Raw genomic sequence first — 24,577 nt, 5'->3', positions numbered from 1 at the left:
GCTCGCTCCCACAGGAAACAGCGTGCTTCCAAGGATGCTATTAGCCATCAAAACGCCTCTATCTCGCCCGCCCTCCAATGGTGCATCGCGCCATTCCATCGCGCACGCCAATGAACCAACGCCCTCCCCCTACACTTTTTTCTTTGCAGGAAACTGCACTTCGTCGGTGCGTATTCCCCTTCGTCGTGTAAGACATTGCCGCTAAAAAACGTGATTGTCGGACAATGCGACGAACCGAGGCGCACCGCTCTAGGATATGACCTAGACTGCCTAACCGGGGGGAAAACCGACCGGTCATCCAGACGAAAAAAAGTCGAAACTTTTCGCAACGGCGACAGGTCAGGTTAGAGGTAGGGCAACAGCGACTGGTGCAGTCCTTGCACTGGTCATTGCAACAGCTCCTTCAGCTGATTCGCTTCGCCGCGTTTGGGTAGCCGTCGCTTTCCTTGCGTAGCGCTTGTGCGCCTGGCCGCAGGATTTGGCCAATGAAACAACAGCTCTGGCGCTTGCCGGAAACAGATCGAGAAAATGGGAGATATTTATGATCAGTGCTGCCTTGGAACCACAACAAGTCCGTTCTCAATTACCGCCGGCGGCCGAATCGCCGACGGCTCCGGTGCTGGCCACCGGCGGCAAGGCACTGCTCCCCGTCGTTCGACAGAATCCCAATCGCAAGAAAGTCTTGTTCGTCACCTCGGAAATCGCCGACCTGGTCAAGACCGGCGGCCTGGGCGATGTGTCCTCGGCACTGCCCCGGGCCATGGCCGGGCTGCATGATGTCCGGGTGCTGATCCCTGGCTATCCGCAAGTGATGAACAGCGGCAATCCGATCCACATCGTCGGCGAACTGGGCGGCCACGCAGCACTGCCGCCCTGCAAGATCGGGCGCATGGACATGGCCGACGGCCTGGTGATCTACGTACTCATCTGCCCGGAACTGTTTGCCCGCGAAGGCTCTCCCTACGGTGCCAACAACGGTCGCGACTGGCCGGACAACCACATTCGCTTCGCCCGCCTGGGCCTGGCCGCCGCCGACATCGCCGCCAACCTGGCACAGATCCACTGGTGCCCGGACCTGGTCCACGCCCACGACTGGCCAGCAGGACTGGCGCCGGCCTACATGCACTGGCGCGGGCAACGCACCCCGACCCTGTTCACCATCCACAACCTGGCGTACCAGGGCGTGGTCAGCCTGGCATCCTGCCCGGAACTGGGCATCCCCGAGCACGCCCTGCAACAGGAAGGCATGGAGTTCTACGGCAAACTGTCGTTCCTCAAGGCCGGGATGGCCTACTCCAGCCACATCACCACAGTCAGCGCCACCTACGCCCAGGAGATCACCACCCCGGCGTTTGGTTGCGGACTCGACGGTTTCCTGGCTGCCAAGACCCAACAAGGCTTGCTCAGCGGCATCCCCAACGGCATTGATGAAAGCTGGGACTCGGCCACCGACACCCACCTGTTCCGTCAGTTCGCCATGGGCGACTGGGAAGGCAAGGCCGTCAACGCCAGCCATGTGCGTGAACTGTTTGGCCTCGACGACTCCCCTGGCCCGCTGTTCGCCGTGGTGTCGCGCCTGGTCTACCAGAAAGGCCTGGACCTGACCGAAGCGGTCGCCGAGTTCATCGTCGAATCTGGCGGCCAGATCGCCATCATCGGCCGCGGCGAACCGGAGGAAGAACAGGCCATGCGCGAACTGGCACTGCGCTTCCCCGGCCGCATCGGCGTGCGTATCGGCTTCAACGAAACCGATGCGCGGCGGATGTTCGCCGGCAGCGATTTCCTGCTGATGCCCTCGCGCTACGAGCCCTGCGGCTTGAGCCAGATGTACGCCCAACGTTTCGGCTCGCTGCCGGTGGCGCGCAATACCGGAGGCCTGGCGGACACCATCGAAGATGGCGTCACCGGTTTCCTGTTCGATGAGTCCACCGTGGAGAGCTACCAGCAGGCCTTGAGCCGGGCCTTCAAGGTCTTCGAGTTCCCCGACCTGCTCAACGCCATGCGCTGCCGGGCCATGTCGGCACCGTTCAACTGGTGCCAGGCCGTGGAACCCTACGCCGAACTCTACGAACAGCTGGTGGCGAAGTCACTGGGAAAATCGGCCAGACAATGAGGTAACAATGACGTCAAGGACGCCTGAGACATGGACCCACGGGGCGGTCATGCTGGATGACGAGCACGCCCGCTTCACCCTCTGGGCCCCGGATGCCTTTTTTGTCAGTGTCGAACTCGACACTGGAGATTCGATACCGCTACTGCCCCAAGCCGACGGCTGGTTCATGATCCAGACCCGTTGCCCCGCCGGCACCCGCTACCGCTACAACATCGATGGCGAGCTGGAGGTGCCCGATCCGGCCTCTCGCGCCCAGGCCGGCGACATCGACCGCCACAGCGTGGTGGTCGACCCCCATGCCTACCCATGGCGGCATACCCAATGGTCCGGCCGCCCCTGGCACGAAGCCGTGATCTACGAATTGCACGTGGGCGCCCTGGGCGGTTTCAACGGTGTCGAACAGCATTTGGCCCGCCTGGCCGGGCTGGGCGTCACCGCCATCGAGCTGATGCCGCTGGCGCAGTTTCCCGGCGATCGCAACTGGGGCTACGACGGGGTCCTGCCCTACGCGCCCCAAGCCTCCTACGGCACGCCTGAACAGCTCAAGCATCTGATCGACAGCGCCCACGGCCATGGGCTGTCCGTCATCCTGGATGTGGTCTACAACCACTTCGGCCCCGACGGCAACTACCTGCACCGCTATGCCAAGGGCTTCTTCCGCGAAGACAAGCACACGCCCTGGGGCGCGGCGATCGATTTCCGCCGCCGCGAAGTGCGGGACTTCTTCATCGACAATGCGCTCATGTGGCTGCTGGAATACCGCTTCGACGGCCTGCGCCTCGACGCGGTACACGCCATCGAAGACCCGGACTTTCTCCAGGAGCTGGCGGCCAGGGTGCGCGAACAGGTGGACCCGGTCCGGCATGTCTGGCTGACCGTGGAAAACGAACACAACCAGGCCAGCCTGCTGGAACAGGGCTACGACGCCCAGTGGAACGACGATGGCCACAATGCCTTGCACGTACTGCTGACTGGCGAGACCGACGCCTACTACGCCGACTATGCCGAGCAGCCGACGGAACAACTGGCACGTTGCCTGAGCCAGGGTTTCGTCTTCCAGGGTCACACCAATCGCCACGGCGAATCCCGGGGCGAACCCAGCGGTCACCTGCCACCGAGCGCATTCGTGCTGTTCCTGCAGAACCATGACCAGATCGGCAACCGTGCCCTGGGCGAACGCCTGCATCAGCTCGCCGCGCCCCAGGCCTTGCAAGCGGCGACAGCCTTGTTGCTGTTGTCACCGATGATCCCGCTGCTGTTCATGGGCGATGAGGTGGCCGCCGAACAACCGTTCCTGTTTTTTACCAGTCATCACGGCGAACTGGCAGAACTCGTGCGCGAAGGCCGACGCAACGAGTTCAAGGCGTTCAGCGCCTTTGCCGATCCGCAGAAACGCGAGCGGATTCCCGACCCCAACGCGGCCAGCACCTTCGAGGCTTCACGTCCAAGCCTGGAATCGCAACGCGCGGAGCAGCAAGCCAGCGAGGCGCTGTATCGCCAACTGCTGAAAATCCGCCGTGAAGAGATCGTCCCGCGCCTGCCCGGTACCCAGGCCCTGGGGGCCGATGTGCTGGGCCGTGGTGCTGTCAGCGCACGCTGGCGACTGGGCGATGGCAGTGTGTTGCGCATCGACCTGAACCTTGGCGACCAGCCCGTCGAACACCACGCCCCGGAAGAGGCACGCATTCTTTTCGAACATCCGCAGCAGGTCGTGGGTCTGTTGCAACAGGGCGTCCTTGCGCCCTACAGCGCGCTGGTCAGTCTGACGCAGGCGACAACCTTGCCCAACATCACTGGAGAGCGCCAATGAGCGATGCGCAACTGGAAATCCTCGCCGGCCGAGCGGGCCTGGCGGTGGATTGGATCGATGCCAATGGCCGGGCCCAGAAAGTCTCGCCGGCGGTCTTGCGTTCAGTCCTCACGGGCCTGGGCCATCCAGCCGGCAGCGCCCAGGAAATCGATGCCAGCCTGCTGCAGCTGCAGGAAGATCAACAGAACCATCAACTGCCACCGCTGATCACCGCCGACGTCGGGGCCAGCCTGGACTTGAGCCGCTACTTCGAGGCCGGGATACCCTGCGAAATCAAGCTCGAAGACGGCGCGACACTGAATCTGAACCTCGATGCCGACGGCAGGCTGCCGGGCATGGTCCCCGTGGGTTATCAGCATGTCAGCATCCGGGACCAGCATTTCACCCTGGCCGTGGCGCCCGCCCGCTGCTACAGCGTGGCCGATGCGGTGGACGACCCGACGCCCCGGGCCTGGGGCCTGAGCGCGCAGCTGTATGCCTTGCGACGCTCCGGTGACGGCGGCTTCGGTGATACCCAAGCCCTGGAAGAGCTGGCTCGGGTGGCTGGCGAGCGCGGCGCCGAGGCCATTGCCATCAGCCCGATGCACGCGATGTTCAGCAGCGACACCGGGCGCTACAGCCCTTACTCGCCTTCCAGCCGACTGTTCCTCAACAGCCTGTACGCCGCCCCCGGCACCATCCTCGGTGAACGCGCCCTGCGCACCGCCATCGACGCCACCGGCTTGACCAACCAACTGCGCAACCTGGAAGAGCAGCCGCTGATCGATTGGCCAGTCGCCGCCCAGGCCAAGCAGAAAATCCTCCGCGCCCTGTACGACGGGTTCAGCCAGGGCGCGCATCCGCTGCATGAAGACTTCAGCAGTTTCCGCCACACCAGCGGCGAAGCCCTGGAAAACCATTGCCGCTTCGAGGCCTTGCAGGCCGAACGCGCCGCCCGTGGCGAAAGCCTCGACTGGCGGCAGTGGCCGGAAGAATGGCGCGATCCGCGCAGCGCGGTCCTGGCCCATTTCGCCGAAGAAAATGCCGACGAAATCGGTTTCTACGCCTTTTGCCAATGGTTGATCGCCCGCTGCCTGGAACGCGCCCAGAGCGCAGCCAAATCCAGCGGCATGGGCATCGGCCTGATCGCCGACCTGGCGGTAGGTGCCGATGGCGCTGGCAGCCAGGCCTGGAGCCGGCAGGACGAACTGCTCGCCTCGTTGACCGTAGGCGCACCGCCGGACATTCTCAATCGCTCCGGCCAAGGCTGGGGCATTTCGGCGTTTTCCCCGGAAGGCCTGGTGCGCAACGGCTTTCGCGCCTTCATTGAAATGCTAAGGGCCAACTTTGCCCACGCCGGTGGCTTGCGCATCGATCATGTCATGGGCTTGCAACGGCTCTGGGTGATTCCCAACGACGCCCCACCCAGCGACGGTGCCTACCTGTATTACCCGGTGGACGACCTGTTGCGCCTGCTGGCGCTGGAATCCCATCGGCACCAGGCCATCGTGCTGGGCGAAGACCTCGGTACCGTGCCGGATGGCTTGCGGGACAAACTCAGCGCCCGCTCGATCCTCGGCATGCGCGTGCTGCTGTTCGAACAGGACAACACCCATTTCAAACCCATCCTCGACTGGCCGGACAACGCCCTCGCCACCACCAGCACCCATGACTTGCCAACGCTCAACGGCTGGTGGCACGGTCACGACATCGACTGGAACGCCCGGCTGGACCTGATCGACTCCCACACCGAAATGGACTGGCGCAAGCACCGCGAGCGCGAACGCGAAGGTCTGCGCCATGCGCTGAATCAGGATCCGCAGAATTTTCGCGAAGAACACCGCGAGACCGACCAGGTGCTGGATGCCAGCGTGCGTTTCCTCGGTCACACCCGCGCACCGCTGGTGTTGTTGCCGCTCGAAGATGCTCTGGGCATCGAGGAGCAGGCCAACCTGCCCGGCACCATCGACACCCATCCCAATTGGCGCCGCCGCCTGGCCCGGCAGAGCCAGGCGTTGCTGGATCACCCGGACGCCGCCCGGCGTCTGGAAATACTCGCCTGCGCCAGACTTCAGGCGAACGAGCGTGACCGATGAAACAACCATTGATCCAACCTCTGCGGGCAACGTTGCGCCTGCAGTTCCATAAAGGCTTCACCCTGGACGACGCCATACCCCAGGTACCGTACTTCGCCGCGTTGGGCATCAGCCACATTTATGCCTCTCCGCTGCTCAAGGCCCGGGCCGGCTCCATGCACGGCTACGACGTGGTCGATCCGACCCTGGTCAACCCCGAGCTGGGTGGCGAAGCCGCGCTCAAGCGCCTGGTTGCAGCCTTGCGCGAGCACCGGATGGGCTTGATCCTGGACATCGTCTCCAATCACATGGCCGTCGGCGGCAATGACAATCCCTGGTGGCTGGATCTGCTGGAATGGGGTCGACTCAGCCCGTACGGCGAGTTCTTCGACATCCAGTGGCATTCCCCCGACCCGCTGATGGAAGGCCAGTTGTTGCTGCCGTTCCTGGGCAGCGACTACGGCGTGGCCTTGCAGGAAGGCACCTTGCAACTGCGCTTCGATGCCACCCACGGCAGCTTCTACGTCGAGCACTATGAACACCGCTTCCCGATTTGCCCGATGCACTACGGCGAGCTGCTCAAACCCGCCGAAACCCTGCCCGTCGAACAGGCCGAATCGCTCAAGATCCTGGCTGAGCGCTTCACCACGCTGAATTACCAGACCGATGCCCACGCCCTCGCTCGCCCGTTGCAAACGGAGTTGCGGGACCTGGCGGCACACGCCGGCATCCTGGCCGCCATCGAGGCCAACCTGGCTGGCTACGACGCTACCCAGCCCCAGGGTTTCGAACGCCTGCATCAGTTGCTGGAGCGCCAGAGCTACCGGCTCGCCAGCTGGCGCACCGCGGCGGACGACATCAATTGGCGGCGCTTTTTCGATGTCAATGAACTGGGCGGGCTGCGGGTCGAGCGTCCGGCGGTATTCGAAGCCACCCATGCCAAGATCTTCGAATTGATCGGCGAAGGGTTGGTGGATGGGCTGCGGATCGATCACATCGACGGTCTTGCCGACCCTCGTGGTTACTGCCGCAAATTGCGCCGACGCGTGAACTCGCTGTCGCCGAGCCGACACCTGCCGATTTTCGTCGAGAAGATCCTCGGCGATGGCGAGACGTTGCGGCGGGACTGGAACATCGACGGCAGTACCGGCTACGAGTTCATGAACCAGGTCTCGCTGTTGCAGCATGACCCGGCCGGTGCCGCCCCCCTTGCCGAATTCTGGAGCCGGCACAGTGAGCGGCCGGCGCACTTCATCGAAGAAGCCCGCCTGGCTCGCCAGCAGATACTCAATGGCTCCTTGGCCGGGGATTTCGAAAGCGTTGCCCAGGCCCTGCTGCAGGTGGCCCGGGACGATGTGATGACCCGCGACCTGACCCTGGGCGCGATTCGGCGGGCCTTGCAGGAATTGGTCGTGCATTTCCCGGTGTATCGCACCTACATCACGCCGTTGGGGCGCTCTGCTGAAGACCAGGTGTTTTTCAACCAGGCCCTGGAAGGCGCCCGGCAAACCCTCAGCGAAGCCGACTGGCCGGTGCTCGACTGCCTGGCCGGCTGGCTCGGTGGCATGCCTTGGCGGCATCGCCCCCGCGGCAGCCAGCGCAAACGCCTGCGCCACGCCTGCGTACGCTTCCAGCAACTGACCTCGCCGGCCGCCGCCAAGGCCGTGGAGGACACCGCTCTCTATCGCTCGGCGGTGCTGCTGTCGCGCAATGACGTGGGCTATGACACCGAGCGTTTCAGCGCCCCGGCGCAGGCGTTCCACCAGGTGTGCCTCGAACGCCTCGAGCACTTTCCCGACAACCTGATGACCACCGCCACCCACGACCACAAGCGCGGCGAAGACACCCGCGCCAGGCTGGCCGTGCTCAGCGAGCGCGCCGACTGGTACGCCGCCTGCGTGGAACAATGGCGCATCCTCTCGCCTTCGCTGCACAGCGACCCGGCGGCGCCCTCGGCCGGTGATGAACTGATCCTGTACCAGGCGTTGCTAGGCAGTTGGCCGCTGGACCTCGACCTCCAGGACCACCAGGCGCTGGCCGCCTACAACGAGCGCCTGTGGCAATGGCAACGCAAGGCCCTGCGCGAAGCCAAGTTGCAAAGCAGCTGGGCGGCGGTCAACGACGCTTATGAGCAAGCCACCCAGATGTTCCTCGAACGCCTGCTGCTGGGCGATGAGGGGCTGCCCTTGCGCAACGCCATCGCCGAGGCGGTCCAGGCCGTCGCGCCGGCGGGCGCCCTCAACAGTCTGGCGCAAACTTTGCTGCGCATGACCGTACCCGGCGTACCGGACCTGTACCAAGGCAACGAGTTCTGGGACTTCAGTCTCGTGGACCCGGACAACCGTCGCCCGGTGGATTTCCAGGCACGCCGCGAAGCGATGCAGGCCGACAGCACCCCAGCCGCGTTGGTACGCGATTGGCGTGACGGCCGGATCAAACAGGCATTGATCGCCCGGACACTGGCCGTGCGAGCCGAGTATCCGCAGTTGTGGCGCCAGGGCCGCTACCAACCGCTGGAAGTGCTCGGTGAGCAGGCCTATCGGGTACTGGCCTTCATGCGCGAGGACTCGCAACAACGGGCGATCATTGTGGTACCTGTCCATGCGGCGCACTTGCTGGAAAACAGTGCCGTGCCGCTGGTGACTGCGTCGGATTGGGGCGATACCCGCGTATCGTTACCGTTCGCCGCCAAGGATGAAAAACTGAAGGGACTTTTTTCAAGCGCAACAGTCACACCCCAAAGGGAGCTGCTGATCAGCACCGCGCTGGGGGATTTCCCGGTCAATGTCTTTATCCAACCTTGAGTTGAATCAGGAGCACTGCGATGAGTACCGACGATAAACGCATTCGCGAATTCGCCTATCAGATCTGGGAGTCCGAAGGTAAGCCTGCCGGGCAGGAAAAACGCCACTGGGAGATGGCGCGCAAGCTGGCTGAAGCCGAAGCCCTGGCACCCAGCAAGCCAGCCAAGGCCGCGAGTAAATCGACGACCAGCAAGACCGATGGCGCCAAGCCTGCTGCAACCAAGGCCACCACGGCCAAGACCGCCGCGAAAAGTACCACGCCCAAGGTCAAGCCGGCGGCCAAGCCTGCCGCAGCGATCGTGCCACCGGCGAGCAAGACTACCGACAAAAAGCCGCGGGCACCGCGCAAGCCGCCGGCGGTTTGATTCCTCCTATCGGTCTCCTCGTCAGGTGGGAGCAACGCTTGCTCGCGAAACAGGCGCCTCGATGTCCGGAGGAACGCATCGCTTTATCGCGGACAAGCCTTGCTCCCACAGAAAAGCAACTTTGTCCCACGTAACGGGATGAATCCCCTCGCCACAGGTGAAGGGTGATGCCATCCCTTTCAAGTGAACCGCATCGCTGTATCTGTCTGTTTTTTTGCAGGAGCAACTATGACCCGTCCAAACAAAACCACGCCGCCGCCCGTTATCGAGGCTTCGCGGATTCGTGAAGGGCTGCCTTTTCCACTGGGTGCAACCTGGGATGGCCTCGGGGTCAATTTCGCGCTGTTTTCAGCCAATGCCACCAAGGTCGAACTGTGCATTTTCGATGATGCCGGCGAAGTCGAACTCGAACGCATCGAGCTGCCGGAGTACACCGACGAGATTTACCACGGTTATCTGCCCGATGCCCACCCGGGATTGATCTATGGCTACCGGGTCTATGGCCCATATGACCCGGCGAACGGTCATCGTTTCAACCCGAACAAGCTGCTGATCGACCCCTACGCCAAGCAACTGGTCGGCCAATTGAAGTGGTCCGAAGCCCTGTTCGGCTACACCATCGGCCACCCCGACGGCGACCTCAGTTTCGATGAGCGCGACAGCGCCCCGTTCGTTCCCAAGTGCAAAGTCATCGACCCCGCCCACACCTGGGGCCACGACCATCGCGTCAGCGTGCCCTGGGACAAGACCATCCTGTATGAAACCCATGTGCGCGGCATCACCATGCGTCACCCGTCGGTGCCCGAGAACCTGCGCGGTACGTTCGCCGGGCTGATGGTCGACGATGTGCTGGAGCATATCCGCAAGCTGGGTGTCTCTTCGGTGGAACTGCTGCCCATCCATGCCTTCGTCAATGACCAGCACTTGCTGCACAAAGGCATGACCAATTACTGGGGCTACAACAGCATTGCCTTCTTCGCGCCCGACCCGCGCTACCTGGCCAGCGGCAAGATCGCCGAGTTCAAGGAGATGGTCGCCCACCTGCACGAGGCCAACCTGGAAGTCATCCTCGACGTGGTCTACAACCACACCGCCGAGGGCAACGAACAGGGCCCCACCCTGTCCATGCGCGGCATCGATAACGCCTCCTACTACCGGCTGATGCCCGACGACAAACGCTACTACATCAACGACTCCGGAACCGGCAACACCTTGGACCTGAGCCATCCCTGCGTGCTGCAGATGGTCACCGACTCCCTGCGCTACTGGGCCACGGAAATGCACGTCGATGGCTTCCGCTTCGACCTGGCGACCATTCTCGGCCGTTACCATGACGGTTTCGACGAGCGCCACAGCTTCCTTGTCGCCTGCCGCCAGGATCCGGTGCTGCGCCAGGTGAAAATGATCGCCGAGCCTTGGGACTGTGGCCCCGGGGGCTACCAGGTGGGACATTTCCCGCCAGGCTGGGTCGAGTGGAACGACAAGTTCCGCGACACGGTACGCGCCTTCTGGAAGGGTGATGACGGCCAACTCGCCGACTTTGCCAGCCGAATGACCGCCTCGGGCGAGATGTTCAACCAGCGTGGCCGGCGGCCGTATGCCTCGGTGAACTTCGTCACTGCCCACGACGGTTTCACCTTGCATGACCTGGTGTCGTACAACGACAAGCACAACGAAGCCAACGACGAGAACAATCAGGACGGCAGCAATAACAACCTGTCCTGGAACCATGGCGTCGAAGGCCCGACGGATGATCCGCAGATCAACGCGCTGCGCCATCGGCAGATGCGCAACTTCTTCGCCACCCTGCTGCTGGCCCAAGGCACGCCGATGATCGTCGCCGGCGACGAGTTTGCCCGTACCCAGCACGGCAACAACAATGCCTATTGCCAGGACAGCGAGATTGGCTGGGTCAACTGGGACCTGAGCGAGGATGGCGCGACGCTGCTCAAGTTCGTCAAGCGCCTGATCAAGTTGCGCCTGACCTACCCGATCCTGCGACGCGGACGCTTCCTGGTGGGTAATTACAACGAGGACATCGGCGTCAAGGACGTGACTTGGCTGGCCCCGGACGGCAGCGAAATGACCATCGAACAATGGCAGGACAGCCATGGTCGCTGCCTCGGCATGCTGATGGACGGCCGTGCCCAGGAAACCGGCATTCGGCGCAAGGGGGGCGATGCGACGCTGCTGCTGGTGGTCAACGCGCATCATGACATCGTCAACTTCCGCTTGCCGGAAGTCCCGGAGGGCAGTTTCTGGACCTGCATGGTCGACACCAACCAGCCGACCGTTCGTGGGCAGGAGCGCTTCGATTTCGATTCCGAATACTCTGTCACCGGGCGCTCGCTGCTGCTGTTCGAACTGCAACGCGAAGAAGAGGATTGAAATACCTGCTGTGAACAGCCATAAGGAACCGCAAGGACGCGGTTTTTTGTTCCACACCGTCCAGTTTCAAGAAAAAAATGCAGCTCAGATGCACATGTCACGAGACGGATCGGCTGACATGGTCAATACTTCCCCCTGCGGTAGTCTCCAGGATTCGGAGCGCTGTGAATCGCAGTCATGCCCCATCGGTGCCATCGGACAGTAGGCACGGTGCATGGCTGAAAGATTGAACACATAACAAGGATGTCGCTTATGAAGCCCGCCTCTCGCCTGCCTGGCCGGCAGCACCCGCAAATCTGGAACAGTGCTGCGCAATTGGCCGATATTCCGATCATCAGTACCCAGACACTCATTCCCGCCGGCGCTCGCGCCGTCATCCTTGCCCCGCACCCGGGCGATGAGGTCGGCGCCTGTGGCGGATTGCTGCAATTGCTGAACAACCTGGACCAGCCCATGTTGCTGATCTCGGTCACCGATGGCGCCCTGGCCCACCCCGGCTCACCGCTGTGGAACGACGAACGCCTGCGTGTGCACCGCCCTCACCCCCAGGAAAGCGTCGACGCCCTGCATCGCCTGGGCATCGCCGCCCATGGCCTGCAATGGGTGCGCGGCGGTTTTCCGGAAAAAAACCTGGCCGAACACGAAACCGAACTGGCCACGTTTATTGCCCGTCACCTGCGCCCCGGTGACGTGGTGTTCAGCACCTGGCGCCAGGACGGCGACAGCGACCACGACACTGTCGGACGCGCTGGGGCCCTGGCCGCCGACAGGATCGGAGTGGCGTTCAACGAGCTGCCGGTGTGGGCCTGGCACTGGCCGGTCCGCGAGCAGAATAAAATCCCCTGGCACCGGGCCCGCAAACTGCGCCTCGACGTCTGGACCACCGCCCGCAAACGTCACGCCATGCACGCCTACGTCAGCCAACTCAGCGGCGAACCGGCGAGCGGCATCGCCCCGCTGTTGCCCAGGGTCATCCTTGACCGGATGGGCTTGCCCTATGAGATTGTCTTCATCTGAACGCCTGCCTGTAGGAACTGGACTTGTTCGCGATGGCGGTGATTCAGATACACCGCTATCGCGAGCAAGCTCGCTCCCACATTGGATTTGCGCCTCCCCTGTGGGAGCGAGCTTGCTCGCGATAGCGGCAGGCCAGGTGCGATGAACCCGGCGCGGACACGAAAAATCCGGAACTGCCGGCGCTTTGGATCAGTCGCATGAACAAGTACGTCTGATTCAGGAGTGAACGTGACTCAAGATCCCGATTGGCGAGCTGTCGAACCAATGCCATCGGACGCGCCTGCGGCGGTTCATCGGCTGCGGGTCCTGACGGTCAACACTCATAAGGGCTTCACCGCCCTCAACCGGCGCTTCATCCTGCCGGAATTGCGCGAAGCGGTGCGCAGTACCGGTGCCGATCTGGTGTTCCTGCAAGAAGTGCTCGGCGAACATGACCGCCACGCGTCACGCTACGACAACTGGCCCCAGACGTCCCAGTACGAATTCCTCGCCGACAGCATGTGGAGCGACTTCGCCTACGGCCGTAATGCGGTCTACCCCGATGGCCACCATGGCAACGCCTTGCTTTCCAAGTACCCGATCCGCCAGTTCCGCAATCTCGACGTGTCCATCACCGGCCCCGAGCGGCGCGGGTTGTTGCATTGCGTGCTGGATGTGCCAGGCCACGCCGCGGTCCACGGGATCTGCGTGCATTTGAGCCTGTTGGAAAGCCATCGCCAGTTACAGCTCAAGCTGCTCTGCCAATTGCTCGACTCGCTGCCTGCGGACGCACCGGTGATCATTGCCGGTGACTTCAACGACTGGCAACTGCGCGGCAACCTCGCCCTCGCCCGTCGAGGTTACTTGCACGAAGCCTTCGAACACCACTTGGGCCGCCCCGCCAGGACCTATCCGGCCCGCTTCCCGCTGTTGCGCCTGGACCGCATCTACTTGCGCAACGCCAGCAGTCATTCCCCGCAAATACTGGGTAACAAACCCTGGACCCACCTGAGCGATCATCTGCCGCTTTCGGTGGAAGTGCATTTGTAGAGCAGGCATTTCCTCAGGCTTTCTGCCCGTGGACCTGTAAGTTCTGACAGTAGCGACGCCCTTTATTCGTTGCTACGGTGCCATTCCATACAGCGAGCGTTGCCAGGCCCTGTGTGCCATCTGTTGTGCAACCGATGCTGAAACCGGTATCCATGGGGATGCCGATGCAGAGGGATAGCACATGATTCGGCACGATAAAGGATTCAATCGGCTGTTCAACGCCTTGTGGGTATCGGCTCCCTTCCTGTTACCCGCACCCGCCGCCATGGCAGCCTGCACGCTGGCGCCAACCGCCGGCAATGACACCTATGTCTGCGACAGCGGCACCAGCCCCGGGCTGACGGACCTTTCAGGCAACAACAGCCTGACCATGCCCGCCAACGGCAGCGGCGTCATTACCGGCGACGTCACGTTCGGCACCGGCGTCGACACCCTCGAGATCAACGCCAACGGCGTGATTGACGGTGATGTCGAGCAAGGCTCGGAAGCCGACTCTTTCGTCATGAACGGCGGCAGGGTCCTCTCCCTGGCCCAAGGCGACGGCCTCGATCAATTCCTGATGACCGGTGGCACCATCGTCGATGCATTCGAAGACGGCGACATCGCCAAGATGACGGGCGGTACCATCGGCCGGGTCGACATGAAGCTCGATGACAACGTTTTCGATATGTCCGGCGGCAATATCATCGGTAACCTGGTGACCGGTTTCGGCCAGGACACCATCATCCTCTCCGCGGGACGCATCGGCGGCAATGTCAGTGTCAGCGGCGGCAACGACAGCATTACCGTCAGCGGCGGCGAAATCCTCGGTGAGGTCCGGGCCAGTGCCGGCGATGACCAGTTTCAGTGGAGCGGCGGCCTCATTCACTCGGCCATCCTGATGGGTGACGGCAACGACACGGCGCTGTTGAGCAACCTCGATGAAGCCGGACTGAGCATCACCCCCAGCGTGAATGGCGGATTGGGCCAAGACATCCTGACCTTTGAAGGCAGCACCTCCAGCACCGGCGCCCGCTACCTCAATTGGGAAACGGTCAACCTCACCCAAGGCTCGCAACTGGACCTTAACGACACGCTGACGTTGGGTGACAGCGCCACCGGCACCGGGACGCTCAACATCGAGAGCGGCAGCACGCTGACGGCGACCCAAGGCGTCATCGCCCCTTTTACTGCCGGTCAACTGGCGACGCTCAACAACGCCGGCACGATAGACCTTACCCAGGGCAATACTCGCACCAACGACACGCTTACCGTCCAAGGCAATTACGTCGGCAACAATGGCCAGTTGCATGTGCAAACGGCCGTCGGTGCCGATGGCTCCGCCAGCGACAAACTCGTGGTCAATGGCGGGACGCTCACCGGTAATACCGCCATCACGGTCACGAACCTGGGCGGCACGGGCGCACAGACGACCCAGGACGGCATCGAAGTGGTCCAGGCCCAGGGAGGCGCGGTCAGTAACATCGATGCCTTTTCCCTGGCGCAGTCCGTCTCGGCCGGCGCGTTCGATTACCGCCTGTTCAAAGGTGGCGTGAGCGGTAATCAAAACAACTGGTACCTGCGCTCCACCGTGGTCGCCGGACCGGTAGCGGCGCCCATCCCGACGGTGCCTCCCGCGCCGGGCGCGCCCCCCGTGCCGACGCTGCCGCCCTTGCCAACCGCAGTGCCCGGCGCGGCCCCCATCCCGTTGTATCGCCCGGAAGTGCCGACCTGGTCGGTACTGCCTCCGGCGGCGGCGCAATTGACGTTAATGGCCCTCGGTACGTTCCATGACCGTCAGGGTGACCAGCGCCTGCTCACGGAAACCGGCGCGTTCGGCGCGGGTTGGGGCCGGGTCTATGGCGTAGACCTGGATAAAACCTGGGCCGGTACGGTGACGCCGCAGTTCGATGGGTCGATCAAGGGGTTCCAGGTGGGCAACGACCTGTACAGCTCGCTTCTGTCCGGCGGCCAGACCCAGCGCATTGGCTTCTTCGTCGGGCACACGGAATTGAACGGCAATGTCAAAGGCTTCAACCTGGGTTTCGAAGGCCGGCGCGCCGGCAAGATAGAACTCGACGGCGACAGCTACGGGCTCTACTGGACGCTCACCGACCCCAACGGCGGCTACGTCGACGCCGTGGTGATGGGCACGCGATTGAACGGCGACAACCGTTCCGAGCGCGGCCTGAAAATCGACAATCGCGGGCACGCCTTGACCGCTTCGGCAGAGACCGGCTATCCCTTCAAGGTGACCACTGACTGGGACTTTGAACCCCAGGCCCAGATCATCTACCAAAAGGTCTCCCTGGATACGCAAAACGATGGGGTCTCCAAGGTCGAATTCGATTCCGACGGTGCCTGGACCGGCCGCCTCGGTGCGCGGCTCAAGGGCCGCTATCAGGTCAGCGGCATGCCTGTGGAACCGTACTTGCGCGCCAATCTCTGGCATACGTTTTCCGGCACCGACTCGGTGATATTCGACGACACCGAACGGGTCGAGACCCAGCAGCGCGCCTCCACCGGCGACCTCGGGATTGGCGTCAACGTGAGCCTGGCGCCCAGCGTCGCCCTGTACGCCGGCGCGAACTACAGCCAAAACCTCGACAGCAACCAGCAACACAGTGTCATGGGCAACGTCGGTTTTCGAATCAGTTGGTAGGCAGGGTCTACGACAGAGGCTTGACGCCCGAATATCCACCACAATAACCAATTGAAATCAGCGCTTTATTAGCGCTGATTTCAGCATGCCATTCATCGTTCATTTTCTTGACGCGCCGCCATCAGTCTTCTTGACTACACCATACTACCCCCGGAAATACAGTCAGGGGCAGGCCTCTGGAACCCGTCAAGACGGGCCGCCAGAGGCTTGCCCCAATCCATTCGGTCGCCCCTCATTCGGGGTAGGAGAGACGCCAGAAAAGCGAGAAACGCATGCGATTGCAAGGCAGGCCCCCATGAAAACTTCCCTCCGTCCACAAGAGTTCACCACCACTCTCCATACCGTCTCGACATCGTTGCTGCTGCTTTCATCCATGGAGGTCCAGGCCTGGCCTGCCGAGGAGACCGTGCAGCCCTGGTACGACCGAACATCATCCACCCACCTCGATACCGCACTTGTTGGAAGTGAACCTCCTTCCGGCAAAAGCCCCGCCCTGTTCACATTGCGCAACGGCGACGGTCATACCCAGCGCATGGGACTGATCAGTGGGCAACACCAGATCACTTCAACCGGCGGCGGCCTGCTGGTGATGCCCGCGCTGGCCGACCCGGACAAAGATGCCCTCAATCTGAAAGGTTCGAGCCTCGGCGCCTATTGGAGCCTGACCGGTCCCGCGGGCTGGCACGTCGACCTGAGTGCCAGCGGTGGCCGGGTCAATGGCTACAGCCGCACCGAACAAGGCCAGCGCCAGGCCACCGAAGGCCATGCGGTGACGCTGTCGGTCGAAGGTGGCTTCCCTATTGGCATCAGCACCCACTGGGTGGTCGAACCCCAGGCGCAACTGATCAATCAGCGCGTCACCCTCGATACGCCAAATGCCGAAAGCGGCTCCGGCGATGAATTGAGCAGTTGGAGCGGCCGCGTTGGTGCACGCCTCAAAGGTAACTACCAGGTCAACGGCCTCGGTGTGGAGCCTTACCTGCGAACCAACCTGTGGCACACCGTCCAGGACGCCAGCACGGTGTCCCTGGATAAGGTCGACAAGATCAGCAGCAGCCGAAAATCCTCCACCGTCGAAGTCGGCCTGGGCCTGGTGGCCCGTGTCACACCGGCGGTCAGCCTGTATGTCAGCGCCGATTACAGCAGTGACGTCGACGACAACGATCTCAACGGCATCATTACCAGCATGGGGGTGCGGATGCGCTGGTGATCCCGGAACCGTGTAGGAGCTGCCGAGCGAAGCGAGGCTGCGATCTTTTGATCTTTCGCTTGAGACTCAAGTGTCTAGGGAAAGATCGCAGCCTCGCTTCGCTCGGCAGCTCCTACAACGTCGTCCGGCGCAAGCGATCTGCTGCCACTTAAAAAACACCTCCATTAAGGCGTATAACGCTAAAAGCGTTTCATGCCTGCAAGCCGTTCGCCCATGGCTCATTTCATTGATGGAGTAACGACATGACCACAGCCCCCTTCCTCGCCAACCTGTTCCCCGGTGCCGCCGACATCCCCGACGCCTACCGCCTCGAAGGTCGGATCGAGCAGCGCGAATACCTGGTCGACGGCGTCCTGCAAACCTGGCAAGGGCCGCTGGCCGTCGTCCGCAGCCCCGTCTACCTGACCGGCGAGCTGGGTGATGAACAAGTGATTCTCGGCAGCACGCCCCTGCTGGATGCCGAGACCGCCCTCACCGCCCTGGACGCCGCCGTCCGGGCTTACGATCGCGGCCAGGGCCAGTGGCCGACGATGCGCGTCGCCGAGCGCATCCGCCATGTGGAAACCTTCCTGGCGCGCATGCGCGAGCAGCGCGAAGCCGTGGTCAAGTTGCTGATGTGGGAGATCGGCAAGAACCTCAAGGACTCCCAGAAGGAATTCGACCGCACCTGCGATTACATCGTCGACACCATCAATGCCCTCAAGGAACTGGACCGCCGCTCCAGCCGTTTCGAGCTGGAACAGGACACCCTCGGGCAGATCCGTCGCGTTCCCTTGGGCGTGGCCTTGTGCATGGGGCCCTACAACTATCCGCTGAACGAAACCTTCACCACCCTGATTCCGGCCTTGATCATGGGCAACACCGTCGTGTTCAAGCCGGCCAAGCTCGGTGTGCTGCTGGTACGGCCGCTGCTCGAAGCCTTCCGCGACAGCTTCCCGGCGGGTGTGATCAACGTGATCTACGGCAGCGGCCGGGAAACCGTCAGCGCGCTGATGGCCAGCGGCAAGATCGACATCTTCGCCTTCATTGGCACCAACAAAGCCGCCAGCGACCTGAAGAAACTCCACCCGCGCCCGCACCGCTTGCGTGCCGCCCTGGGGTTGGATGCGAAGAATCCCGGGCTGGTGCTGCCGGATGTGGACCTGGACAACGCGGTCAGCGAGGCGCTGACCGGCTCGCTGTCCTTCAACGGCCAACGCTGCACGGCGCTGAAAATCCTGTTTGTCCATGAAGACGTGGCACCGGCATTCATCGAGAAATTCAACGCCAAGCTGGCCGGCCTGAAACCCGGCATGCCGTGGGAAGAGGGTGTGGCGCTGACGCCGCTGCCCGAGGCGGGCAAGGTCGACTACCTGCATTCACTGGTCGCCGATGCGGTCGCCAAGGGCGCGGAAGTGAAGAATGTCCACGGTGGCGAATCGCGCAATTCGTTCTTCTATCCGGCGGTGCTGTATCCGGTGAACACGGCGATGCGGGTCTACCACGAAGAACAGTTCGGCCCGGTCGTGCCCATCGTGCCGTACCGCGACCTCAACACCGTGGTCGATTACGTACTGGAGTCCGACTTCGGCCAGCAACTCAGCATTTTCGGCACCGACCCGGCACAAGTCGGCAAGCTGGTGGACACCTTCGCCAACCAGGTCGGCCGCATCAACATCAACGCCCAGTGCCAGCGTGGCCCGGACACCTTCCCGTTCAATGGCCGGAAGAACTCGGCCGAGGGCACCTTGTCCGTCCACGATGCGCTGCGCACCTTTTCCATCCGCACGCTGGTGGCGACCAAGTTCCAGGAGAGCAACAAGGCGTTGATCAGCGACATCATCCGTGAGCGGGATTCCAACTTCCTGACCACGGACTACATCTTCTGATCCACGCCCGGAGGGCTACGACAGGGCTGGGCGACGCCACTTGATGCCCCAGCCCTGTTGCATGCCGGCAGCCGCCAGCAGGATCGCCGCCACCCCCAGCCATTGCAGCGGTTCGAGGCGATGGCCGAAGGCGAACCAGTCGACGAAGATCGCCGCGATCGGATAGATGAACGACAAAGCCCCGGTCAACGCGGTCGGCAACCGCTGGATGGCGCTGTACAGCAGCACGTACATCACGCCGGTGTGCACCATGCCCAGGGTCAACAGGCTGGCCCAGGCCTGGGCGTGTTGCGGTAACGCCGAGAAGTTCGCCCAGGGCGCCAGCAGCAACACGCCGGTGCTGACCTGGATCAGGGCGATCAGATGGGGTGGTGTGCCCGTCAGACGCTTGATGATCAACGCCGCGACGGCGTACAGCAGCGCCGCCCCCAACGCCAACGCAATGCCCAGCAGATAGTCACCGCCACCCTGCCCTTGCTCACCATGGGCACTGACGATGGCCAGCATTCCGAGAAACGACACCGCCAGCCAGAACAGTTTTTGCGCAGTTATTTTCTCCCCCAGGAACAACGCCGCCAGGCCTACCAACATGAACGGCTGGACGTTGTACACCGCCGTGCCAATGGCGATCGAAGCACGGGAGTAAGAGGCAAATAACAACACCCAGTTACCGACGATCGCCACTCCACTGAGCACCGCCAGCAGGAAGGTGGCACGGGTGAGGATGCCGGGCCGCAAAAAGCCGAAACCGGCGCAGATCAGCAGCAAAGTCACGGCACCGAACACGCAGCGCCAGAACACCACATCCAGCACCGGCAAACCGGAAACCAGCACGAACCAACCAATGGTTCCGGAGATCAGCATGGCGGCGGTCATTTCCAGCGAACCGCGGCGTAAGGTCTTGTCCATCTTCAGGCTCCTTCAGCAAGTGGGCACAGTATGCCGAGCCGACCCGAACCTTCTCCATGGCTTGAAAAAGGCTAAACTGCGTTTCGACCTTTTTTATCAAGGCAACTTCACGCATTCGCCTAATGGAGCTGAAATGACTGACGATATTGACCAGATCCTCATCAGCGCCCTGATGGAAGACTCCCGACGCTCCCTCAAGGCCCTGGCAAACCTCAGCGGCCTGTCCTCCCCCAGTGTCGCCGAACGTCTTCGCCGGCTCGAGGAACGCGGCGTGCTCAGGGGCTACACCGTCGAAGTGGACCCCAAGTGCTTCGGCTATCAACTCCAGGCCATCGTGCGCATCCGCCCGCTACCGGGACAGTTGCAGGAAGTGGAGCGGCAGATCCAGGCCATCGCTGAATTCACCGAATGCGACAAGGTCACCGGCGACGACTGTTTCATCGCGCGCCTGCATGTGCGCTCGATGGAACAGCTGGATACCTTGCTGGACAAGCTCAATGTCCACGCCGAGACCAATACGGCCATCGTCAAGAAGACCCCGGTCAAGCGGCGGTTGCCGCCGATGGCGTGAGTGGAAACCGGCCTCGGATCGCCCGAGGCCGGGAAAGCGGGTTACTCGAGCTCTTCCAACTCGGGACTGCGCTGCACTTTGTGCACTTGTTCCTCAGGCGCGTTGCTCGCTTTGATCAACCTGAGCGTCTGGAGCTTGGTGCAGGCATTGACGCCATCCGCATAGACGCCGCTGTGGTTGCACTTCCAATCATAGAAATTGGCCAGGGCTCCGGACAGTTGCAGGCTGTAGTCCGTGCTTTGCGTGCCCGGGCTGAACGGTTGGCCGGCTGGAATGTTCTGGAACCATTGCATCCAGACATCGCCTCCCACAGGTGGCGGGTTGGCCTGGAACGTCGGGTTCATGATCGCCAGTTGCTGGTACTCGGCGGTCATGTGGCAACTCAGGCAGGACGCCTGGGGGTTGTCCACCGGCCCATTGAGTCGCCCGTTCCAACCCAGGTGGGTCGGTGGCAGTTCCTGGGTGTTGGCGTTGATCGCGGTCTGTTTCAGGGCCGGGTTGATCTTGGTGACCACCGGCTTGGGGTTGGTAAAGTCGTTGCCAGTTACCTTGGGATCATTGCCCCACATGATCCCCACCGGCACCAGGTTGTTCCAGTTCGCCTTGCCGGTCTTGGCGCCGTTGTATTGGAACGTGCCGAACAGCCAGCCGGTATCGCTCACACGGGTGTCGCGCACGGCAATGTCCATCTGAATCAACGCCACCTTAGTGACGTGCCGTTTGGTCGAAGTGAAGGTTTCGGCGGTGTAGGCGTTCCAGAGCAATGGGTTCGCCAGGAACGGCACCGTCTTGACGTCTATATCGGCGAACAGCGCCTTGCAGACCACCGTGCCGTTGGCAAAACTCTTGGGTTTGGAGGTATGGCTTGGGTCTGGATTATCCGGGTCTTTCCAGACCTGGCCGATGGTGTAGGCCCCTATATCGTTATAGATCCCCACTGCGTAGGTCTGCCCGCTGTCGGTCTGCGTACTTGCCAGTTGCCCGGGCTGAATCGGTGCCTCCTTGGTCAGCCCGCTGATGCCTTCACGACCGTTGGGACCGTAATGCTGCCAAGGCATGTGATACCACTGGCGAACCTTGTTCTTCTGTACCTTCCAACCAATTTCAGTATTGCCTTCCAAGCAATACTTCTTCACTTCCTCCATGTACGGGCGCCAGGTTTCAAAGTCATTGGAGAATGTCTTGGGCAAATGTTGGAAGAATGCCGGTACCGACGCTGCGCCCGGGGCCACCTTCGGATAATCCTGGCTGAGCTGGAACGGCGCTCCGGAGTATGCACTCTTGGGCGGGGCGTAGCCGAAATCGGGGAAGACTCCGGCATGAACGCTAGCGGTGGACAATACCCCCGTCAGGGCCAACCACGCGATGATCTTTCCTTGAGGCTGCTTCATCAATATCTCCTTATAGGGAAACGCCTGCTATCGCATCGGATTCCTGGCCGATGTGCAGGGCCTCCTTCTGTTATCAGGCTGCAGCACGATGCCCAAGCCTGCTCACGGTCCTGCGAGTCGCCTTGATAGCCTCTCAATCCCAACGAACGGCCACGACCAGACCAGGCTCGGTGGCCGAATACGTAATGGGGGGAAAATTCAGGCAGGTAACCAAGCGATCCACTTCTTGCCTCCCATGGCACTACGCTTCCATGTCCATAGGTGTAGATCATTTATTCAAAGGTGCCATCTGTTTCAGGTTTTTTGTTGGCCATTGGCCACAACTCGAAACACGGGCGAAAAAAAGCCCGCCGAAGCGGGCTTTTCGTTCATCGTGGATGCAATCAGTCGTCACGACCCATCAGGCCGAACAGCTGCAGCAAGCTGACGAACAGGTTGTAGATCGATACATACAGGCTGACAGTCGCCATGATGTAGTTGCGCTCGCCGCCGTGGATGATGGCGCTGGTCTGATACAGGATGCAGACCGACGAGAACAGCACGAAGCCGGCGCTGATCGCCAGTTGCAGGCCGCTGATCTGGAAGAAGAAGCTGGCCAGCACGGCCCCCATCAGGACGAAGAAACCTGCGGTGATGAAACCGCCGAGGAAACTCATGTCCTTGCGGGAAATCAGCACGTAGGCCGACAGGCCACCGAATACCAGGGCGGTCATTGCAAAGGCCGAGCTGACCACTTCAGCGCCGCCCTGCATTTGCAGGTAGCGATTGAGGATCGGGCCGAGCAGGAAGCCCATGAAGCCGGTCAGGGCGAAAGCCGACACCAGGCCCCAGGCCGAATCACGGAGTTTGTTGGTGAGGAAGAAAAGGCCATAGAAACCGATCAGCACGACGAAGATGTTCGGGTAACCCACCCGCATCTGTTGTGCGACGTAGGCCATCACACCGCTGAAAGCGAGCGTGAGTGCCAGCAGGCCATAAGTGTTGCGCAGGACGCGGCTAACCTCTAGCTGCTCAGCCTGCACGCTGTTGTTCACTGCGTAATCCTGTTCGCGCATGGCGACACTCCTCCGGTTTTGAAACATTCAGTGGCAAGGATCATAACAGACGCTCTGTAACAAGCTACGTAGAGAGTTTGACAGTGTGTTTCATTCGGGTATTATGGCGCCCGCAACGCAATACGGAGGTGTGGCCGAGTGGTTTAAGGCAACGGTCTTGAAAACCGTCGACTGTAACAGGTCCATGAGTTCGAATCCCATCGCCTCCGCCATCTTCTAACGTTAAAGCCCTGATTATTCAGGGCTTTTTCGTGTCTGGCATTCAGAACGCCAATTGCAGCTTCAACATTGGACACCGCTATGGCAAACCCTCCCAAGCCAATCAAGGAAAGAAAAGTGACCAGTAAAACCATCGGCTCCATCGGTGCTGCAATCATCGGCATCGTCTTGTTGTGCGTACTGTTCGGCAGTTGGTACACGGTCGACGAGACCGAGCGCGGCGTGCTGCTGCGCAACGGGGCACTGGTCGGGGTGGTTGAACCGGGATTGTCCTTCAAGACGCCCTTCATCGAATCCGTACGCATGATCAGCGTCCAGAGCCAAGTCACCGCTTACGAAGACCTGCAGGCCTACAGCAAGGATCAACAATCCGCTCAGCTCAAGGTGTCCGTGTCCTGGCATATCGCCCCTTCCGACGTGGCGAAGGTCTATACCCAGTTCAAGGACCTTGAAGGCATCCGCGACCGGATGATCAGCCGCCAGGTGCCGACCCAGGTGGAAAACGTCTTTGGCAAGTTCAACGCCGTGGCTGCCGTGCAGAACCGCGTCCAACTGGTCAACGATATTTCCACGGCCATCAAGGCCACCATTACCGGGCCCGTGATCATCGACAGCGTCCAGGTCGAAAACATCGATTTCAGTGATGCCTACGAAAAAGCCATCGAAGCGCGCATGGCCGCTGAAGTCCAGGTCAAGACCCGCGAACAACAACTCGCCACCGAGCAGGTCCAGGCGCAGATCCGGGTGACCCAGGCCCAGGCGGAAGCCGATTCGCAAGTGGCCCAGGCCAAGGCAGACGCACTGGCAACCGAGCTGCGCGGCAAAGCCGAAGCCGAGGCCATCAAGGCGCGGGCCCAGGCCCTGGCCAGCAACCAGAACCTGGTGGAGCTGACCAAGGCCGAGCGCTGGAATGGTGTGCTGCCCACCACCGTGCTGCCGAACAGCGCCATGCCCTTCATCGACATCAAGTAATCCCCCTGGCGCGGCCTGCCTGGCCGCGCCTGCTTCATCCCGAAGCGCCCTCACCAAGCACCGCCCCTCTCGTTAGCGCTACACTCGGCAATGAACCCGACGTTCATCGTTAGCAGGGAGCTCAACGTGTACCCAGGCAAAAGCAGACCGACACGCTCCAC

16 protein-coding genes and 1 tRNA gene are annotated in these 24,577 nt (G+C 61.9%); 14 read left to right on the top strand and 3 right to left on the bottom strand.

The genetic code is table 11. The features are described from left to right. The first annotated feature begins 541 nt into the window (after positions 1–541). The 11 genes from glgA (at position 542) to AO356_RS26000 (ending at position 19,299) form a co-directional block, all read left to right on the top strand. Positions 542–2,113 carry a glycogen synthase GlgA gene (gene glgA / locus AO356_RS26050; RefSeq protein ID WP_060742238.1) on the top strand — a complete coding sequence of 524 codons (1,572 nt, stop codon included), beginning with the start codon at positions 542–544 and terminating at the stop codon, positions 2,111–2,113. A gap of 7 nt (positions 2,114–2,120) precedes the next feature. Beyond that, a complete protein-coding gene (gene treZ / locus AO356_RS26045; protein ID WP_060742237.1) occupies positions 2,121–3,923 on the top strand; it encodes a malto-oligosyltrehalose trehalohydrolase in 1,803 nt (600 codons plus the stop codon). After that, positions 3,920–5,998, top strand: a complete 2,079-nt coding sequence (gene malQ, locus AO356_RS26040) for a 4-alpha-glucanotransferase (RefSeq protein WP_060742236.1) — start codon at positions 3,920–3,922, stop codon at positions 5,996–5,998. The genes treZ and malQ overlap by 4 nt, the downstream gene beginning before the upstream one ends. Then, a complete protein-coding gene (locus AO356_RS26035) occupies positions 5,995–8,781 on the top strand; it encodes a malto-oligosyltrehalose synthase (RefSeq protein ID WP_060742235.1) in 2,787 nt (928 codons plus the stop codon). The genes malQ and AO356_RS26035 overlap by 4 nt, the downstream gene beginning before the upstream one ends. 20 nt (positions 8,782–8,801) lie before the next feature. Then, the gene (locus AO356_RS26030; RefSeq protein ID WP_060742234.1) at positions 8,802–9,146 is read left to right on the top strand and encodes a DUF2934 domain-containing protein; all 345 of its coding nucleotides are present in this window, start codon (positions 8,802–8,804) and stop codon (positions 9,144–9,146) included. Positions 9,147–9,374: 228 nt separating this feature from the next. Further along, positions 9,375–11,534 carry a glycogen debranching protein GlgX gene (gene glgX, locus AO356_RS26025; RefSeq protein ID WP_060742233.1) on the top strand — a complete coding sequence of 720 codons (2,160 nt, stop codon included), beginning with the start codon at positions 9,375–9,377 and terminating at the stop codon, positions 11,532–11,534. Between the two features lie 252 nt (positions 11,535–11,786). Beyond that, complete coding sequence (locus tag AO356_RS26020) at positions 11,787–12,551, top strand: PIG-L deacetylase family protein (RefSeq protein ID WP_060742232.1); 765 nt, start codon at positions 11,787–11,789, stop codon at positions 12,549–12,551. Between the two features lie 264 nt (positions 12,552–12,815). Beyond that, on the top strand, positions 12,816–13,580 hold the full coding sequence (locus AO356_RS26015; protein ID WP_219734525.1) for an endonuclease/exonuclease/phosphatase family protein: 765 nt from the start codon (positions 12,816–12,818) through the stop codon (positions 13,578–13,580). Between the two features lie 181 nt (positions 13,581–13,761). Beyond that, positions 13,762–16,221, top strand: coding sequence for an autotransporter outer membrane beta-barrel domain-containing protein (locus tag AO356_RS26010; protein WP_060742230.1), 2,460 nt, complete (start codon positions 13,762–13,764; stop codon positions 16,219–16,221). A 295-nt stretch (positions 16,222–16,516) separates the two neighbouring features. Continuing rightward, positions 16,517–17,431: an autotransporter outer membrane beta-barrel domain-containing protein gene (locus tag AO356_RS26005; protein WP_060742229.1), complete on the top strand. Its 915-nt coding sequence runs from the start codon at positions 16,517–16,519 to the stop codon at positions 17,429–17,431. Between the two features lie 242 nt (positions 17,432–17,673). Beyond that, entirely contained in the window at positions 17,674–19,299 is a 1,626-nt protein-coding gene (locus AO356_RS26000; protein ID WP_060742228.1) for an NADP-dependent glyceraldehyde-3-phosphate dehydrogenase, read from the top strand. 15 nt (positions 19,300–19,314) lie between these two features. Here AO356_RS26000 and AO356_RS25995 read toward each other — a convergent pair whose 3' ends face one another. Beyond that, a complete protein-coding gene (locus tag AO356_RS25995; protein WP_060742227.1) occupies positions 19,315–20,208 on the bottom strand; it encodes a DMT family transporter in 894 nt (297 codons plus the stop codon). A 133-nt stretch (positions 20,209–20,341) separates the two neighbouring features. Here AO356_RS25995 and AO356_RS25990 point away from each other — a divergent pair, with 133 nt between their 5' ends. Continuing rightward, on the top strand, positions 20,342–20,779 hold the full coding sequence (locus AO356_RS25990) for an Lrp/AsnC family transcriptional regulator (protein ID WP_003202176.1): 438 nt from the start codon (positions 20,342–20,344) through the stop codon (positions 20,777–20,779). Between the two features lie 41 nt (positions 20,780–20,820). On the opposite strand, the gene AO356_RS25985 is transcribed toward AO356_RS25990, so the two are convergent. Together AO356_RS25985 and AO356_RS25980 are read right to left on the bottom strand one after the other, a co-directional pair. After that, on the bottom strand, positions 20,821–22,170 hold the full coding sequence (locus AO356_RS25985; RefSeq protein ID WP_060742226.1) for a hypothetical protein: 1,350 nt from the start codon (positions 22,168–22,170) through the stop codon (positions 20,821–20,823). A gap of 383 nt (positions 22,171–22,553) precedes the next feature. After that, positions 22,554–23,225 (bottom strand): Bax inhibitor-1/YccA family protein, encoded by a 672-nt coding sequence (locus AO356_RS25980; protein WP_025213780.1) that lies wholly within the window; start codon positions 23,223–23,225, stop codon positions 22,554–22,556. Between the two features lie 124 nt (positions 23,226–23,349). On the opposite strand from AO356_RS25980, the gene AO356_RS25975 reads away from it, so the two are divergent. Both AO356_RS25975 and AO356_RS25970 read left to right on the top strand, forming a co-directional pair. Continuing rightward, positions 23,350–23,437, top strand: a tRNA-Ser gene (locus AO356_RS25975). 124 nt (positions 23,438–23,561) lie between these two features. Beyond that, the gene (locus tag AO356_RS25970; protein ID WP_081015426.1) at positions 23,562–24,416 is read left to right on the top strand and encodes a prohibitin family protein; all 855 of its coding nucleotides are present in this window, start codon (positions 23,562–23,564) and stop codon (positions 24,414–24,416) included. Positions 24,417–24,577: the final 161 nt, after the last annotated feature.

Origin of the sequence: Pseudomonas fluorescens (assembly GCF_001307275.1) — a bacterium.
In the GTDB taxonomy this organism is placed as follows: Bacteria; Pseudomonadota; Gammaproteobacteria; order Pseudomonadales; family Pseudomonadaceae; genus Aquipseudomonas; species Aquipseudomonas fluorescens_AA.
Note: the sequence above shows the minus strand (reverse complement) of the source record. Positions and strands in the feature narration are given on the sequence as shown.